Raw genomic sequence first — 17,639 nt, 5'->3', positions numbered from 1 at the left:
CATACGATCATGCCTGTGTGGAAGTGATAAGCTAATAGGAGGCGCGGACGCATCGTGGCGAAGAAGAGTTCAGCAGGGAGTGGATTGCTTGTAGGGGCGGCCCTCATCATCGGGCTCCTGGCCTCAGTCCCCAAAGAGATCTGGATCGGCCTCATTGTCTTGGCGATTGTCGTCTGGATCGTCCTGAAATTCACGAAAACCAAGGACACCGCCGTTCTGCCTAAGCCAGCGCCGGTTCAAGCCCGGACAACCACGCCTGCACGATCTGTTGCACCTCAAGCCGGAGCTTCCACCAACAGCGCCAAGCAATCCGAGGTATTTGCCACTGTTAGCCTTACCAGAACGTCTGGCAGCGATGAATACCGAATCCCGACGCCGCCGGCCGGTGCTCAGGCAAAAGCACGCTGGATCCCGGGTGGGGAAACCGTCACTGTCGCCGGAGTCACTATTCCGGGAGGAATGATCTATGTCGGCACCGGTCTGAAGTCGGGTTACTACGATGTCGATCCTGCCCTGATCAACCCGAGCCTCAAGGTCTCCACCGCTGATGTCGACATCAGTTTGGCGCTGACCGATTACTGGCCCAGCTACTCGAGCATTTCGCCGGATGCCCGAAAGGGCTATCTGCAGTGGCATTCCAGCGAACGCAATGCGCCGCAGGCCAACATCGGCTACGTCTTTCTCTTCTTCTATGGATTGGAACGCCGAGTCCTCTTGGATACGCAGACTGATCCTGTTGCCAAGGCGGATATCCCGGCCATTGCAGCCGAAGTTCAGGGGTTGTTGGATATCTACGGCGGCAATCACTCGTTCCGGAATTACGCGAGCCAATTCCTGAGCTATATAGTTTCCGACGGAGTCAGCGAAAGGTCGTATCTCGGACAGCCGCCAATCATCACGGAATACTCTTTTGTTCTTCCCTTGGCACTACGCGTTGGTCTCGGACAGCTGGCGGTCGACCAGAAGCCGGTACCCGCCGACTGGGCTTTGGCATGGGCACAGGCCGACCCGAACATCTCACGTCGGACGGCTGCGACCCGTTGCGCCGATCTGTTCGCCAGCTTGTTCAAGCAGAGGTACTCCGAGGTCTATGGCGAAGGCTTCATCCTCAAAGTTAATCGCACCAAGCTCAAGGTCGGCTACACACCGGCCTCGGCCGGTCTCCGCTCCTCCGATTTCACCCGCATGATCGCGGATTTACCTGACGTCTCAGCGGTGAAGACACCGGTCACTAAATTGCAGGAGTTGGTCAACGAATGCACGACCGCGCTCGATCCCTACAGCCGGTATATCGGCCGCCATCCCGACAAGGCGCAAGCGCTGGAGGGACTCCTGCAACTGCCTGCCGAACTCTGGCCGGCCCCCGTAAGGGCGGAACTCGATGATCTCAAAAAGCGAGTCGGTGATGGCCTGATTCTCATGAGCTTCGGCGAACTGTCCGGACGCTTGAAGAGCGCGGGTGGCTTGACGCGCGACAAGGTACTGGGCCTCGCCCGGGCGCTGGAGAGTCTTCACCTCGGCATGGAGCCAGACGTCTTGGCGGGCGCCAAGACACCGAAGGCAGAGGAAAAAGTCGCGTTGTTCGCCACCCACCCGGAGGATGGGGCAGTACGTACGGGGCCGGCCTATTCAGCGGCTGCGGTAACGCTCGACCTCGCCTGCGTGGCGGCGCTGGCCGATGGCGAGGCGTCGGCACACGAACTACTGCACATTTCGAAGCAGGTGGATTCCTGGGCGCATTTGAGCGAAGCGCACCGAAAACGCCTCAAAGCCCATCTACGGCTCGGAGTCGACCAGCCGGCCACCCTAGCGTCGCTCAAGAAAAAGCTGGAGCCTTTGCCGGCGGACGCCAAGCGCTCCATCGTCCGCTTCTTGGCGCATCTTACCCAGGCCGACGGCAAGGTCACTCCCGAGGAGGTGAAGTTCCTCGAGCGGGTCTACAAGATGCTGGGGATCGAAGCCCAACAGGTTTATTCCGACCTGCATGTCCAAGCTGCGACCGGGGCGTCCGTGGCTGCTCCAGCCATTGGTGCCTCCGTCGCACCGGCCGAGCCCCCGGGTTTTACTCTCGACGTCGAGCGTATTGCCCAGCTGCAGAAGGAAACAGAGGCGGTGTCCGCGCTGCTGGCGAATGTCTTTGCGGAGGAAGCGCCCGCCGAAGCGGCCGTCGACGAGGCTACATCGGCCGAAGATGCGCCCGAGATGGTGTCCGGGGTATTGGGCCTGGATCAAGACCATTCCGCCTTCCTGCGTCGATTGATTGGCCGGCACGTATGGTCCCGAGACGAGCTGGCCGACATGGCGGCCGACATGGAGTTGATGCTGGACGGAGCACTGGAGCATATCAACGAAACCATGCTGGATTCGTTCGAGGCGCCGCTTGCCGAAGGCGACGACCCCATCGAAATCAACCAAGAGCTTCTGGAGAAACTTCCCCTATGAGCACCATCCGCGCCAAAGACCGTGATGCCGTCATCCAATCCCTGAGAGCCGGCGTCGTGCCGCGCACGGGCCAGCACCTGATCCAGGTTGGTCGCGTCAAGGAGTTGGAGGCGCTGATGAAGGACGTGGAGCGCATCGCCGATAGTGGCTCCGGATTCCGGGTCGTCATCGGCGAGTATGGTTCCGGCAAGACCTTCTTCCTGAACCTCGTTCGCGCCATTGCGCTGGAGAAGAAGCTGGTCACGATGCACGCCGACCTCAATCCTGATCGCCGACTGCATGCCACCGGTGGCCAGGCACGCTCGCTCTACGCCGAGCTCACCAAAAACCTCGCCAGCCGCACCAAACCCGAGGGCGGTGCGCTGGCTGGCATCGTCGAAAAGTTCGTGGCGCAGGCGAAATCGGAGGCCAAGGCAGGCGGCATCACCACCGAGGCCGCAATCCGGCAACGGCTCGATCACCTGACCGAGATGGTCAATGGCTACGACTTTGCCGAAGTCATCGCCGCCTACTGCCGTGGCTTCGAAGAAGGTAACGAGCAACTCAAAGCCGACGCTATTCGCTGGCTGCGCGGCGAATTCACTACCAAGACCGATGCCCGGGCGGCGCTGGGCGTGCGGACCATCATCGACGATGCGTCCTTCTATGATCAGTTGAAGCTGCTGGCGCGCTTTGTCCGCCTGGCAGGCTACAGCGGCTTGATGGTCTGCCTCGATGAATTGGTCAATCTCTACAAGCTTTCGAACACTCAGGCCAGGAACTCCAATTACGAGCAGATCCTGCGCATCCTGAACGACTCACTGCAGGGCTCGGCCGAGGGCCTAGGGTTCGTGCTGGGGGGAACACCCGAGTTCCTCATGGACACGCGGCGCGGGCTCTACAGCTATGCCGCGCTGCAGTCCCGCTTGGCAGAAAACACCTTTGCTAAGGCCGGCATGGTTGACTATTCGGGTCCGGTGATGCGTTTGGCTAGTCTCACCCCGGAGGATTTCTTCGTCCTGCTGCAGAAACTGCGGCATGTCTATGCATCAGGTGAGGTCGCCCAATATCTCCTACCGGAGCCCGCCATTCCCGCCTTCATGGAGCATTGCGCCAAGCGGTTGGGAGATGCCTATTTCAGGACGCCGCGGACCACGATTACGGCCTTCATTAACCTATTGGCAGTACTCGAGCAGAACCCTGGCGCCGATTGGAAGGCACTCATTGGGGTTACTGAGGTGGTCGCTGACAGTGGCGGGACAGCCGACTTGGCGCTCGAGAATGATGACGAGTTCGCCAGCTTCCAGCTCTGATTCGCAAGGGTTCTCCCTGCTCGACGAGCGTATCCAACGCTGGATCTGGAGCGAAGGCTGGACCACGTTGCGGGATGCCCAGGAACAGGCGATTTCTGCCCTCATCGATGCCGACCGGGACGTGATTGTGGCAGCCGCTACGGCGGCAGGTAAAACAGAGGCGGCTTTTTTTCCGATTCTGACACATTTGCTGCGCGATGAGCCGGACATCGGCTCGGTCCTCTACATCAGCCCCCTGAAGGCATTGATCAACGACCAGTGGGGCCGGCTGAACAACCTGTGTGAGTCCTTAGAGGTGCCAGTCGTCGGTTGGCACGGCGATGTCGCGGCCAACCGCAAGCATCAATTTCTCAAGTATCCCCAGGGTATCCTGCTGATTACCCCGGAATCGCTCGAGGCCCTGTTCGTCATGCGCGGTTCGGCCATGCCCGGGCTTATGGCCGGGCTTCGATATATCGTGGTCGATGAGTTGCACGCCTTCATTGGATCGGAGCGTGGCAAGCAACTGCAGTCGTTGCTGCGTCGGGTCGAGCGGGTGGCGGGCCATCCAGTGCCTCGCGTGGGCTTGTCGGCCACCTTGGGTGACATGGGATTGGCAGCGAGCTTTCTGCGCCCGTCGGCCGGCGACAGAGTGCACTTGATCGTGTCCCAAAGCGGCGGCCAGGAACTGAAGATCTTGTTGAAAGGCTATACGGAAACACCGCCGCGGATCGAAAGCGAACCAGAGCTAGAGAATCCGGAGTTGGAAGACGTGGTGCCCGGCAGCGTGGTGGCGGTGGCGGCCCACCTCTACAAAGTGCTGCGCGCTTCGAACAACCTAGTGTTCCCCAACAGCCGGCGCTCGGTTGAGATTTACGCCGACTTGCTACGTCGTCACTGCGAACGGGAGAGCGTTCCCAATGAATTCTGGGCGCACCATGGCAGTTTGGCCAAGGATTATCGGGAGGAGGCGGAGCGGGCTTTGAAGGAAGGAACTCGCCCGGCGACGGCGATCTGCACGACGACCTTGGAGCTGGGAATCGATATCGGCTCGGTCAAGAGCATCTGCCAGGTCGGCCCGCCGCCGTCAGTCGCGAGCCTCCGGCAACGGCTCGGCCGATCGGGACGCCGAAAGGGAGAGCCTGCGATTCTCCGTAGCTACTGCATCGAACCTGCCCTGGGGCCGAAGTCCAGCATCTCGGATAGCCTGCGGGAAGGCTTGGTGCAATCGGTGGCCATGATCCGCTTGTTGATCGGCGGGTGGTTTGAACCCCCTCGGGTCGGCGGCATACATGGCTCAACCCTGGTCCAGCAAATACTCTCGATCATCGCTGAGCGTGGCGGTGCGCATGTCCGCGAACTATGGGGGACGTTGGCTGCTGAAGGGGGGGCGTTTGAGAGATTGTCGCGGGAAGATTTTCTTCTGCTATTGAAGCGTATGGGGGAACTGCGTCTTCTAATCCAGGACAGTTCCGGCCTTCTCCTGCATGGAGAGCTCGGTGAGAAGCTCGTCAATCACTACGAATTCTTTGCCGCATTCTCCAGCGATGAAGAGTTCCGCCTGGTCTGCGACGGCAAGGCGCTGGGCTCACTGCCCGTGAGCCGGCCTCTCGTGCCGGAACAGCGGATCATCTTTGCGGGCCGTCGTTGGCGGGTCTTGGAGGTGGACGGCGACAAGAAGCTCATTGTGGTCGCTCCGGACCAAGGTGGGGCGCCACCGGCCTTCGATGGCAGCGGAGCAATGGTGCATGACCGAGTCCGGCAGGAAATGCGGGCAGTCCTAGCGGCCGCTGATAAGGTGCCATTTCTCGATGAAGGAGCTCGGACGCTATTGGAGGAGGGGCAGAGCTATTATCAGCGTGCAGGACTGGATGCTAATCAAGCCTTGGAACAGGGTAACGAAGTTTGTCTGCTCACTTGGCGTGGCGACTGGGTTAATGACGCCTTGGGGTTGCTGCTCATTCGATCTGGTCTGCAGGCAAGCAACGAAGGGTTGGTGATTAACATCACGGGCAGTTCCAAGGGCCGCGTTCTGGATGCTCTGCGCGAAATCGCTGAACTAGAGAATATTGATCCTGATTTTCTGCTCACGGATGCCAAGAATATTCTGCGCGAAAAGTGGGATTGGGCGATGCCTGAGGCTATAGCGCGTCGCTCGTTTGCGTCGCTTTGTTTGGATTTTGTTGGCGCTAGGGATGTGGCACGCAGCATTGCGTGCTAGTGATTGCTTTCGTGATGCGCAACTCGACAGCAGACTGAGAGCGGATAATTCATAGCTCGGTCGAAAACACATAACTACCGAATCTAGCTACTCGCCGCATAGGAGGAAATCAACTTGGGTTTGACATACAAAAGCCGCACTATCGCTGACGCCAAAGTGTTGGATATCTTTGGTGTGCAGGGAGTCGGTTGTTACCAGCTCAACTTCAGTCTCGAATTTAATTTGCCGAATTGGGAACCTGCCGACGGGAAAGCAGTTCTGGGCAACCTGCGGGCGGACATCTCAGTCGGCGCTAATCGTGAAAATCTTAAGCGGATCGGCTATGCATTGCCTGAAACGCCTTTGCCGCTGGAGACAAAAGAGATTACCCAAAGGCAATGTATCCAATTTCTGCTTAATCTTAGCGAGCAGCAACTATTTGCTCTGGAGGCGCTTAGAAACGGCGGTGGTTTATATTTCCGCGTAACTGTCTCTGGCGAGGCGCGCGGAGAAAGAGATAGCCAGTGGGCTCGCGAGGATTTTTCTTATGAGGCCACTATCAGCGATTGGGCTCGGGTACTGCAGCAACTCGATTACGCGGATATCTTGGTTATCGGTGTTGAACTGCCAAAAGCGGAATTAGGACATAAATTGCGTCCCGTTACAGAACTTGTTCGGCACGCTCATGGGGATTTGCTGGGGGGGCGCTACGATAGCGTGGTAGCACGCTGCCGGCAGGCACTTGAGGGCGTTCGGAAGGTGCTTGGGCAGCAGGACAAGAGCTCAGGAGCGCTCGACAAATTCTGTAAGGCTGCCCGAAAAACCATGACAAAGCACGAGCGGGAATTGCTCGTGAGAGAGGCGGCATACCACTATGCTCATCTCGCGCACCATGTGGATCACGCTGGTGCACAGCAGTCATATAGCCGAGGCGACGCCATGTTTTTGCTTGCCGTGGCCTCGGCGGCCATATCGAGTGAAATCGCTGAAGCGTCAGCATATCCTCCACCGGTGGAGACGCACCAGGCTGAATAGCCGCTGTTGAAAAGCTTGAGAGGCTGAGTTAGCCCCGCTGCAGACACCTCGGTTGCCACGCGGCGGTCAGAGCAATGTCTCATCCTGGTCGAGCTGCGAAGAGAAGCACCTGTTTCACGCGGTCCCCATTTTCCGATCCGGAGAGCGCTTAAGGCGGTGCTCTGGCCTCTATATATCGTTTAAGGGAGGGGCTATCATGAACGCTAGAGGATCAGTTGCCAGCCACCCCGCTGATCCAGCAAGCCACCGGACCCGAATGCGATGCGGCCAAAGCCTGCATCCCCCCAGCGATTTCCGAAGCTATTGGCGATGATCCAGCAAGCTTGGGGCTGATCGTATCCGACGACGCATACGGTATGCAGCCGCGACTGTGGGGATTCCTGGTGGGAATAGATACGCCCCGCTGGAAGATTGACGAAAGCAGGATCGATGAACATGTCGGCCACGACGGGGCCATGGTTTGCGATCGCCAACATTGCATCGTTGGCGCCTGTAAGCCGAACGCGTTGTCGCACGGGGTACAGGTTTTTCGCGATGCACTGATTGGGGGGGAATGGGTAATCCCCCGGAAATCCATAGGCCACGCCATGCGCACAGACGGCATCAACAGCCTCGCGTGGACCGGCGCCAGTGGAGTAGTCACGCTCCAGTAAGCAGGTATGAATGAAGCCAGCCGACAACTGAATGCGCGTCCGCATCTTCAGATAGTGAAGCGCCTCGATAGCGGCGACCACAGCGAACGACGTACAAGTGTTGTAAGGGCCTTGATAGGCTGGTGGCGACAGCGCACCGCTGGTGCGCCAATCCACGACGGCGGTACCGGGAGCCCCCGGTGCATCAGCAAGCAGGCTGAAGAGGCGGGAACTACTGACCGGCAGTGCATCCGGAGGCGCCTGGAAACTTGGCAGCGCTCGGAGCAGCGCGTGCGGAACTTTGCTGGTCTTGACGTGCCACGCTTCGGACGCGGATTTTTTGGTGGCCATCAGAGCTTCCCCGCCTTGCTCATTGCGGCATTGAGTGCTGCTTCGGCCTCGATCTGCGCCCGTTGCGCATTCATCAAATCAGCCTGGGTCTTGAGCATGGCCATCTGTGAGGCATCGGTCAAGGTGGCCGCGGCGGTAACGAAGTCGGCCTCTGCCTTCAATGCGGCCGTTTTGGCTTGCAGCCGCTTGGTATCCCGCGTGCTCCAGGTGTCCTGCGCCGTAGCCGCCTGGGTCGCCAGATCCTTAAGGGCTGCCGTTGCGCCCGCAGCGGGTGCCGCTTTCTGGCTCGACCCCATGGATTTTACTAAGCCGTTCTCCGTCAGTTCGAACGCGCAATTGACGTTCGTGAACGAACCGCTGACACAGGGGAAGTAATAGACGGGTCCAAGTTGCAAGACTGCCCCGTCACTACGGGTGAGAGGAACATCGCTGGCGGTACAGGCCGCCCCCGCACAAACGTCCAGGCGCCCGGCGAGCGGCATACGGTACGGAAGCCCGAGATCCGGCTGAACGGCTGTCGGCGTTGCGGGTGAATCGGCCCGGCCGGTTGCACCCATTCCGCCGAGAGCCAGCGTTACGGCAAACTGCATCCGATTCTTCTCATCATCGTCCACGTTGCCCCAGCGCTTGAAGACTCCATCCGGCAGCGGGAATACCTGCGTCCAAGTGTTGCCATTCGGCGGCCAAACCAGGGTCTCGGTATAGGTGACGACCTTGAGGGCCTTGTCCAGCGCAGTGCTCTTATCCTTCAAATCCTCGTTGGCTAGGACCAGGCTGTCGTAGCGCTGGGACAAGAGCTTTTTGGTCGCTTCGTCGGCGTTGCCGGATGCGGCAGCGACCTTAGCCAAGAGATTCTTGATGTCGGTAGTAAGCGCATCGACCACAGCGGTAGCTGCGTTCACGCCAGGCTTCAGCTTCTTGATCTGGGCCAGCGCGTCGACGGTTTTGGCGTTGCAGGCCTCCGCCAGAGCTCCGCCGACTGGGGCGCCGCCAGCAGCAGCACTGATCGATATGGCTTTGACCACCGTCGCAGCGGCATTGGCAATCACCTCTGCAGTGTGATCTTCAACAGTGGCGTTGAGCGACGCTACGGCCCCCGAGGGATGGTAGGTCAGCTTGACGTCGCTCGTCTTGAACCAGCCGGCCAGACCGTTCGTGTCCAGAACAAATTGTTGGGCGGGATCGGGCGCACTTTCTGTGACCTTGACCTCGGCCTTCATTAACGCGGTCATGTTGGGTCCGCAGCCGGCAACCTGGCGGGTCACCTCGACGCGGTAGCGCGTATGCATCAGCGAGAAGGGAGCGCCGACGAAGGTTTTCGGATCCTTCGGATCCACTCGCGTTACCTTGAGGGCGGTGCCGCAGCCGGTGGCAACGAGGCAAGATGCTAGGAGTGCAGACGCTCGGATCATGATTCCTCCCTGGTGCTGTAAAAGCCGACTACGGGACGCTACAAGTCACTATGCGTAAGGCGTAAAACAATGGCGTGCGGCTGATTTTGATCCCAGTCAGAGAAAATGTAAATTGCATGTTGCCTGCCGCTCAGCACCCAATGGCCTCACCGCCTGTTGACGGTTGGAAAGCCGCCGTTCAATTCGTGCCCGTTGAATGACCGTTCTGGCCAAATTACTGTCTGTTACCCATAGCATCCGGCAGTTTGTCGCCTAAAGCGAACAGACCATTTCTGCGCTTCTTGGCCCAATTTGCGGCCAATGACAGGCGCAGAAATCTGAATTGGTATGTCCGTGGTACTCTGGCTTCTTTTGCAATCAAGAATCTCAAAGGCTTTGGCCAGCAAGCTAAACATGAAAGGTTGCTGAATTTTGAGCATATCTGATTCCAAAAAGGTACAAGAAACAAGTCCGCGACAAAAGAGAACGCCGCTAGAAAATCATAGCTTAGCGGCCGCCTATCCAGAAATTGTTGCTCGACATTGGTTGCCAGAAAATGGCGATCCGACACTGATTCATTCCGGTAGCGGAAAGGATTTGCTGTGGCGATGCCCTGAAGGGCATACCTTTCGGCGGGTCGTTTGGCGAATGATCAAGACCCAGCGTTGCAATATTTGTAATTCACTAGGCTATCAATCTGAGCGTGGGCGACTCTGCTGGCATAAGACGATGAATGGTGCAGTCACGCCTTGGAATGTCGGTGTCGGTTCAGATTTCAAGGCTTGGTGGCAGTGCCTAGAGCATCCGCATCATGAGTGGCGGACGACTGTCGCGGCTTTTCTGTCATCAAAGGGGTGCCCGTTTTGTACGCGAGATAGGGCTTCGCCGGAATACAACCTAACAACCGAATTTCCCGACGTTGGCAGGTCATGGCACCCTACCCGCAATGGCGATTTGCAGCCAATTGACTTGCTGCCGCGTTCCGATCGTGTGGTGTGGTGGCATTGTCCCGCGGGACATGAGTGGGACGCCCCGGTCAAAAAGCGCACGTCTGGTCATGGCTGCCCTTATTGTTCCAGACACCGTATAACCTCGGAAACGAGCCTGCAGACGACGCATCCAGAGCTTGCAACTGAATGGGATAGAAAAAAGAACGGCAGTCTCTCGCCAAAGGATTTCAGTGCAGGAAGCGATTGTATTGCGTGGTGGCGTTGTGCGTCCGATCCGTCACATTCCTGGTCTGCAAGGATTGCGAATCGAGCAATCCTTCAAACGGGGTGCCCGTATTGCGCCAATCGGCTTGCAGATGGCAGTAACAGCCTACAAGTACTCCGGCCAGATCTCGTTGCGGAGTGGGATGTGGAACGCAACTCAATCACTCCGGAAGACGTTGTTCCGGGAAGCAACCGGAATGTGTGGTGGCGGTGCAAACGTGGCCATCACTGGGCGGCTGCCGTAGCTGCACGAGCTTTGGTTGGAACGGGCTGTGCAAAATGTATGACACAGTCGTCGCTGATTGAAATTCGGCTTTTCTGTGAATTGCGCTTCTTTTTTCCTGACGCGGAGTGGATGTTCCGTGTCAATGGGATCGAGTGCGATATTTTCTTGCCGTCGCTTGGCGTTGCTGTTGAGTTTGACGGCAGATACTGGCACAAGGATCGTGAAAAGCACGATCTTGCAAAGAATACTCGCCTTGGTGTCCATGGGGTCAAAGTTCTACGAGTAAGGCAAGCCCCGCTTTCGCCAATCGGTCGGCATGATGTTGTAGTGAAGACATCTGCTAACCACGAGCAAATCGTTACGGCTACGCTTAATGCTTTGGCACACTCTGGCTTGGTTTTAGCCGATGAAATGGCCCAGGAGTTAGAGAATGCAGCGCGCTGCGGAGGCCTTCGGGCTGATTCGCAATTTCGTAGCCTCCGTTGTTATCTAAAAAAGCCAATTCCAAGCCGATCTTTAGCTTACCTATACCCGGAAATTGCGGCCGAATGGGATTTCGAGAGCAATGCGCCCCTGTTGCCAGAGATGTTTCTGCCAAATTCCGGCGAGCGTGTGATGTGGCAATGTTCCCGAAATCCTTTACATGTGTGGCGAACGCGCATCGCTCACCGAACCCAATCGGGTGCGGGTTGCCCATACTGTGCGGGGAACCTTCCTGACGCTAACAACAATCTCGCTACCGTCTATCCGGATTTGGCGCGCCAATGGCATCCTAAGATGAATGGCGACCTTGGTCCCGGCGAGGTTACGCCCCGTTCAACTAAGAAGGTCTGGTGGTTTTGTCCTGAGGACCCATCCCATGTTTATGAGGCATCCCCGTACAACCGAAGCAGAATACAAGGGTGCCCGTACTGTGCAAAGCGAAGACCGAGCCCTACGGATAATTTCGCGGTTGTTTACCCCAACCTCGCAGGTGAGTTTAATCTGACGAGCAACAATGGCCATCGGCCTGAGGACTATAGGCCCAGCAGCGGAGCTAAAATTTGGTGGCGATGCAACTCCTGTGGGACTGAATGGCAAGCAACTATCGCATCAAGAGTTAGGGGATGGAATGCCTGCCCGAAGTGTGCACCGAACGCTAGACCTGGGCAGCGTCGGCCTCGAAATTGAAAGTTAGGTACAGGAAAGTACCAGCCTCCGTTGCGGGATCTTGCGTATTGCTAGGCGGCAGGCTACCAGCACATTGCTGCCCTAATTTTCGCAACCGCCGAACGATAGCAAAGGCCGAATAGCACTTGTTGGCCAGGCTACCGTTAATAGCCTGACTCCGCGCGCAAGTAGGCGTTGCGGATCGCACGGGCGTCTGCCAACGCATGGTGCTGTTTCTCATCCGGATGGCGCAGGAAAAACGCCGCCATTTCGTCATTGAACAAACTGCGTTGCATGCCGTTTGTAAAGTTGCCTGGGGTTTTCTGAAATCGCCAGTTTCCAGGTATGGCTTTGCCGAGCGAGGCAAAGGTTTTGGTCAGGATCTTCTGATCCCAATCGGAATCGGCAATAAACAGAAAATCTCCGCCCACGTTGCTGAGCCAATCGTTTAGCGAGGAGACGAAATCGGCCGTTGAAGTCGGGGGCAAAGACAGCAGAGGCAGAACCGTTGCCTTCACAAATTCGTTGCAGTCGCTTTCTTCAAAATCCAAGAGCTCCGCGTAAAAATGGTCTCCCGATTGGGTGACAAAACCTGCTGAGATCAACGATGCAGAATCGCTCAGATCGGTGAACTCGCAGTCGTAGAAAAGTAGAGTGACCATTTACTGGGAAGGCGATATTGTCGAACGAAAAGTCCCTAGTGTGACCTCATGCGCAAGCATGCCCCCGCTCTATATTCATAGGCAATACGATGATTGACCCGAATAGTTGTTCGGCTTGTTCCCGGGGGGAGAAGGGCTGCGGACTAACGTTCGAACGATTGGGGCGCGGTACGTTGAGCAGATTGATGCCTTGATCGGTGAGGAGGCGCACCACGAGCTTAGAAGTACTGTTCAGGCGTTTTGCAATACTTTGACAAGACAAGTATTTCGCCCGAAATTCCTCTAGGCTTTGTGTTGTCACGTACAAGTTACGTCCACGATAACTGCCTTGTAATTCCCCCCAGGTAACCAACGTTGGACAAATTCTCGGGTCGCATTCGAGCACTTTCCCTACTATCAAGGCAGGGAGGGCGTAATGGATACTAACGTCTTCACGGAACGATTGAATCGATTGGCCATCGATTACGAGATCGCCAATGTTTTCCCCGAGTCGCCCAACAGGAATAAGAGTGCCATCCAGTATGTTGCGTAAGATTCGATATTTATTGTCGGGGCCGTAAATCCTCATCCGACAAAACGTTGCAAGCGTGATGAAGCTTGCCGGAACATCGGGGATTTTTTTGGGGGCACAAGCTAAAAAGTCCGCACGTAACTTGTTTAGATCAAAATAGTTGAACTGTTTGAAACGGGCGCTTAAATGGTCAACGTGGTAATAGCCGTCGTGACGCAGTCGCTCCAGCATACTTACAGAGATGCCGAGGTGTTTTGCTGCCTTATGTATATCTACGGCGCCGTCAGTAACCTTGTTAGGTAATTTGATGGGGGTTTTGTAGACGGACTGTCCGCTGATGAGCGTGTCTTGAAGCTCCAGACCGAGTTTGCCTTGTTCAGCCCAGCGACGAGCCGTAATGGGCCGCACACCAAGACGTCGGGCGAGTTCAACACGATTGACGACATTGGTTGGTGTTCCTGTCCCCTCGGTCTGTAGCCGGATTTGCGAGGGTGACAGTCCTTGCTCGCGCAACTCCCTCCATTTCTCCGGGGTCAGAAAAAAACGGGGGTCGGCACCGGGCGTGGGCCCGCAGGAGGGGCCGTACTGCCCGAATGCTGTGCGAAAGAACACTAACTTTTCTCTGGGAATACTTTTGGCCGTTACGACACTCCTGTAAAAAGAATCAAAGCGGCGTGCCAGTCCAGCGGTCGCTTGGTTCAGGGCGGAGTCGATGCCATATAGGAAGCAATGAAATTGCTTAGGCCAGCTTTGGAAAAAATCTGACAGGTGTACTAGGGTGTCTCGGTCGTACGTTGCGCTCTTGCCTCGCGATTTCTTTCCTGCGAGCGTATTGGTTACCTTGGTCAAGAGCTTCAGAAGATCGTTGATCCCCAGTTGCTGCAGGTCGCTCGCTGGCATCTGGCTCGGTGGCGTCGGGTTGGTCGGCAAACCATGCAACGTATCGTAGATGACCTGAAGCAGATCGATCGTGTGTTGCGGAAACAATGACTGTTCTGCGATTGTTATGCGATGTCCGCAGCGGCAGCGATCGAGCCCTTGGCGAAACCAGGTAAGTTTGCGCCGACAAACTGGACAGTGGTCTAGTAGGGCAATTCGGTGTTTCGGACAAGCCAGCATGATGCGCAGGTCCCACGCCGAGTCCACACTGCCATTCTCTGCAACACATTGTGGGCAGATTTTGGGGTGCTTAAGTAGAAGTTGGCTAACCATTTGGTGACGTCCCCCATTTGTCGGGGGAAGGCGATTACCGTCCGGGTAACTGTGCCATGCCTGATGCGCCAGTTCTTGAAGGGGACGGCCAATGATTTTCGACAACTTGTCGATTGGTAGCGAGCCACTGGTCATTTGCGCCGGAGTTATCCCCGCCAATGCAAAGATGTACCATGGAGTTTCGTATCCATTGGCTTCCGAAATACGTAGAACGTAGCCGAGCAACCCCTCCCGAGCTTTTGCGGGAGGGGTGTACACGAGCTGGCCATCGGGACAGGTCGTGTACATTGCTCAGATTCTCCCCGACAAGACTTCCGAGGCCTTCGGTTTACGTGTACGGCCGGAGGGTTCCCTTTGGGATGGCGGTTCCTGCTGGACTGTGCCGATAGTCCTGACCTGATGAATAATTTCCTCCGTCATCTCGCAACTGAAATCCCTTTGGAAGGGATCGAATCGAGGCTGCAACGCAGGGTCATTCTTGATCAGCGCTTCGTGATGCGCTGCGGACAGTTCCGGCAGGCCGATCGAATGGTTGTCAGCATCCAGTGCATTCCAAGTCACCTGCTTCAGCAGCTTGGTTAGGTAGCCAATCAATCCTCCGGTGGCGCAGTAAAAGCGAAAAACGATTTCTGGCGAATCTAGCTGAGGCCACTTGAAGACCGACAGGCTTTCCCCCATTCCCATCAAGATGCCGGAGAATTCTTCGCGGTCATCCTCATTCGTCCAGTCGAAGCGAGGAAGATGTATCGGCGTCATGAAACGGCCGGCCAACTGCTCGTTCTGCTCGATCACGGACAGGCATCTGGGCAGGCCCGTAACGATCAGCCCCAGCTTGGCATCATCGACCAAGACCTTAAGCCAATCGGCTACGTGATGCTGAACCTTACGGGTTGTTTTGTCGTAAAAGTGCTGGAATTCGTCCAGTGCCAGTATTACCGTTCCTGCCTGCTCAAGCAAAATCACCAGGCGAAGCGTTTTGGCGATTTCTGTCCCTTTATCGAAAGCCGGGTCGCCCAAATGGTATAGAAGCAGTTCGGCCAAACCCTTGACGGTTGGTTTGGACGGAACCTTGACGCGAAGGAACGGAACCTTTCTCCCATCGGCGGTCCGGAAGGGCGGATGACGACTTTCAAAGTGCTCCAGGGTGCGTGATTTACCTGTTCGGGATTCTCCAACAATGGCAAGGCCGACAGGGTCAGCGCATCTCTGCATTACCCGTAGGCATTGCTCGATACGGGCGATAGCCCGCTCGAACTGTGTGTGTGGAATCAGGATTCGGTCGACGAGATCGTCGAGATTTTCAGAGGTAACTGAAAAAGATGACATTTGAGCTCTCCTAAGGTGCGGGATTAAGCAGCGCTATCGGGGCGGCGCGGTTCAACCAATGCCTTGAAAGTTCGGGGCCGCTTGATTTTTGGCAGAGGGATAGTTGGAGTAGCTGGGGCTGGGGTATCCGGTGCCGCCGTGGTGCTGTTTTGAGATGACGGCGAAGTACCTTGGCGTTCTAGAAAACGGTGACTCCGATTTCGGCTGCGCCGAACCTTGCGGTTGAAGTCATCGAGAACCAGTTCAGTTATCCGGCGCTTAGCTTCGGCCAAGGCCTCGACATCCGTGCGCCCTTGCAGATTGCGCTTGGCAAACCTACGGCAGACCTTGTGCTGCCAAAGGGTCAATCCTCTGGCGTACTCAAGGTCGATGGCCGGCACTGGCAGATATATACTGGTATCGGGTACCAGCATATGGATTTCCCCTACGTTGTCGGCCTGGAAGCGCACGGTCACGTCAAGATTGTTCCCTAAGCGGCGAGAAACCAACTGCACCTCGGGTGAGTTGTAGAAGAGGCTATTGATCTCGATTCCCTTGTGCGTGAGGCGACGGGAATCGATGGCACCAAGCACTGCTTTGAGTTCGTTGGGATCGGCGGGAACCGGGATATCCAGACCGACCGTCTCGATCTTCCAGGCATGTGCAGGCGTATCGCCCAAGGTTTTGTGAGGGCGTTGGTGGTAGTGGTCTACGATCCAGACATGCAGGGTTTCCCGCAGGGTGCTCAAGGTCATCGTGGCGTTTTTTGCTGCGTCATAGTCGCCTTTCTCCAAAATGTTGGAAAAGGTCGTGCCGGGAACACCATGCGCAACGCCTCGATTCAAAGTGCCCAAGACACGCTCAACAGGCCCTTTGAACCACGGTTGCTTACGCGGGCAATACTGAATGGATATACCCAAAGTCAGGCAGGCTGTTTCAAGGCTTTCTCCGTGAAATTCAGCGCCGTTGTCGCATACCAGAGTATCCATGACGCCGAACATCTCCCATGTGCCCTCGACTGCCGGATACTTTTCCTTGAGGTTGCCTTTGGGCAGCATCGCATGCCGAAGGCAGCGGGCGACGGTGAGATGGCTGGGTGGGTCGAAGCTGAGGTCGAAGCCGAGAATGATGCGCGTATGAACATCGATGCAAAGCGTCAGCCATGGGCGGCCGAGGGGTAACATCGTCTCCTCGTCGACGACGAAGACATCTAATCGGGTGTGGTCGATTTCGACCCGCTCAAGGGGTAAAGACGTGCCCGGGGTTTTCCTGACCGACCGGAAATAGATGTCTGCAGCTCGCTTGCCATGGCGAGCGGCATATCGGTCATATGGAGGAATGGCGTTAATCAGACGTCTGACCTGACGCAGTTTAGGCATCGGTAATTGGCAGTCCTCAAGTCGGAGAACGTTCTCGCGCCTGACTTCGGTGATTGCATAGTCGAGGGTGTCCTGAATCGTTTTTCGCTCCTGGGTCATATAGACCTTGTCGATGGCTCCCTCCAGGATTTCAATCAGCTTGGCCGGGAGCCTGGCATCTCGATTGCCGGAGCGACAATATTGGTCAACTACGGAACGGATATCGTTGCCACCCGGTAGGTAGCGTTTCATCCATCGCCATACCGTTACGTAATGCGGTGGCTTTGCCGGCCATTTGATTTCTTTCCACTCGGCCTTGATGACTTCCTCGGCCATGGTTTGATTTGGTGTGGGGCCCAATTTGGTCAGCAAGGCCTCGACGTAATGTCGGCGGTATTTCGCTCGATTGCGCAGTTTTTCTGGCAGGCAGTTGAACTGGCTGATGGCGTTCTCACGCTGCTTTTTCTTGCTGATCGAGGGCTGCTCTTCGGGTGTTTCGACGAATCTGAACCGACCGTCCAGGTAGAGATTGAGCAGTTCGGCTTGTGGAAGCCGTTTCAGTTCTCCCGTGATCTTGTCCTCGAGTTGCCAGAGGCCGGCATCGATTTGCCGAAGGAAAATCCAGATGCGGCCATCCAGATAGGCTTCCATCCCTTTCATGAATTTTGCGCGGCTCATGA

Annotated in this window: 11 protein-coding genes; 5 read left to right on the top strand and 6 right to left on the bottom strand. The window is 56.6% G+C overall.

Translation table 11 applies throughout. From position 1 onward, the window contains the following. Nucleotides 1-54 precede the first annotated feature (54 nt). From KI611_RS16800 to KI611_RS16785, 4 genes are all read left to right on the top strand, one after another. A complete protein-coding gene (locus tag KI611_RS16800; protein WP_226416797.1) occupies nucleotides 55-2,442 on the top strand; it encodes a TerB N-terminal domain-containing protein in 2,388 nt (795 codons plus the stop codon). Then, nucleotides 2,439-3,734 (top strand): ATP-binding protein, encoded by a 1,296-nt coding sequence (locus tag KI611_RS16795; RefSeq protein WP_226416796.1) that lies wholly within the window; start codon nucleotides 2,439-2,441, stop codon nucleotides 3,732-3,734. Before KI611_RS16800 ends, KI611_RS16795 begins: the two co-directional genes overlap by 4 nt. After that, on the top strand, nucleotides 3,703-5,934 hold the full coding sequence (locus KI611_RS16790; protein ID WP_226416795.1) for a DEAD/DEAH box helicase: 2,232 nt from the start codon (nucleotides 3,703-3,705) through the stop codon (nucleotides 5,932-5,934). Before KI611_RS16795 ends, KI611_RS16790 begins: the two co-directional genes overlap by 32 nt. A 114-nt stretch (nucleotides 5,935-6,048) precedes the next feature. Then, on the top strand, nucleotides 6,049-6,948 hold the full coding sequence (locus KI611_RS16785) for a hypothetical protein (RefSeq protein WP_226416794.1): 900 nt from the start codon (nucleotides 6,049-6,051) through the stop codon (nucleotides 6,946-6,948). Between the two features lie 203 nt (nucleotides 6,949-7,151). Here the strand turns inward: KI611_RS16785 and KI611_RS16780 are convergent, their stop codons facing one another. Further along, entirely contained in the window at nucleotides 7,152-7,931 is a 780-nt protein-coding gene (locus KI611_RS16780) for a C1 family peptidase (protein WP_226416793.1), read from the bottom strand. After that, entirely contained in the window at nucleotides 7,931-9,268 is a 1,338-nt protein-coding gene (locus tag KI611_RS16775; RefSeq protein ID WP_226416792.1) for a hypothetical protein, read from the bottom strand. The genes KI611_RS16780 and KI611_RS16775 overlap by 1 nt, the downstream gene beginning before the upstream one ends. A 486-nt stretch (nucleotides 9,269-9,754) precedes the next feature. Here KI611_RS16775 and KI611_RS22210 point away from each other — a divergent pair, with 486 nt between their 5' ends. Next, a complete protein-coding gene (locus tag KI611_RS22210) occupies nucleotides 9,755-11,932 on the top strand; it encodes a zinc-ribbon domain-containing protein (protein ID WP_226416791.1) in 2,178 nt (725 codons plus the stop codon). A 143-nt stretch (nucleotides 11,933-12,075) separates the two neighbouring features. Here the strand turns inward: KI611_RS22210 and KI611_RS16765 are convergent, their stop codons facing one another. The 4 genes from KI611_RS16765 to KI611_RS16750 are packed head-to-tail and all read right to left on the bottom strand — an operon-like array spanning nucleotide 12,076 to nucleotide 17,637. After that, nucleotides 12,076-12,573 carry a 3'-5' exoribonuclease gene (locus KI611_RS16765; RefSeq protein ID WP_226416790.1) on the bottom strand — a complete coding sequence of 166 codons (498 nt, stop codon included), beginning with the start codon at nucleotides 12,571-12,573 and terminating at the stop codon, nucleotides 12,076-12,078. Between the two features lie 46 nt (nucleotides 12,574-12,619). After that, nucleotides 12,620-14,584, bottom strand: a complete 1,965-nt coding sequence (locus KI611_RS16760; protein WP_226416789.1) for a TniQ family protein — start codon at nucleotides 14,582-14,584, stop codon at nucleotides 12,620-12,622. A gap of 3 nt (nucleotides 14,585-14,587) precedes the next feature. Continuing rightward, entirely contained in the window at nucleotides 14,588-15,622 is a 1,035-nt protein-coding gene (locus KI611_RS16755; protein WP_226416788.1) for a TniB family NTP-binding protein, read from the bottom strand. Nucleotides 15,623-15,645: 23 nt separating this feature from the next. Continuing rightward, a complete protein-coding gene (locus KI611_RS16750; RefSeq protein ID WP_226416787.1) occupies nucleotides 15,646-17,637 on the bottom strand; it encodes a DDE-type integrase/transposase/recombinase in 1,992 nt (663 codons plus the stop codon). Nucleotides 17,638-17,639: the final 2 nt, after the last annotated feature.

Origin of the sequence: Dechloromonas denitrificans (assembly GCF_020510685.1) — a bacterium.
Lineage (GTDB): Bacteria > Pseudomonadota > Gammaproteobacteria > Burkholderiales > Rhodocyclaceae > Azonexus > Azonexus denitrificans_A.
This window is presented reverse-complemented; position numbering and strand designations above follow the sequence as displayed.

Excerpts from the sequence above, each read along its gene's own strand:
- KI611_RS16780 (WP_226416793.1), bottom strand. The coding sequence starts at position 7,931 with ATGGCCACCAAAAAATCCGCGTCCGAAGCGTGGCACGTCAAGACCAGC.
- KI611_RS16760 (WP_226416789.1), bottom strand. The coding sequence starts at position 14,584 with ATGTACACGACCTGTCCCGATGGCCAGCTCGTGTACACCCCTCCCGCA.
- KI611_RS16790 (WP_226416795.1), top strand. The coding sequence starts at position 3,703 with ATGATGACGAGTTCGCCAGCTTCCAGCTCTGATTCGCAAGGGTTCTCC.
- KI611_RS16765 (WP_226416790.1), bottom strand. The coding sequence starts at position 12,573 with ATGGTCACTCTACTTTTCTACGACTGCGAGTTCACCGATCTGAGCGAT.
- KI611_RS16755 (WP_226416788.1), bottom strand. The coding sequence starts at position 15,622 with ATGTCATCTTTTTCAGTTACCTCTGAAAATCTCGACGATCTCGTCGAC.
- KI611_RS16795 (WP_226416796.1), top strand. The coding sequence starts at position 2,439 with ATGAGCACCATCCGCGCCAAAGACCGTGATGCCGTCATCCAATCCCTG.
- KI611_RS16750 (WP_226416787.1), bottom strand. The coding sequence starts at position 17,637 with ATGAGCCGCGCAAAATTCATGAAAGGGATGGAAGCCTATCTGGATGGC.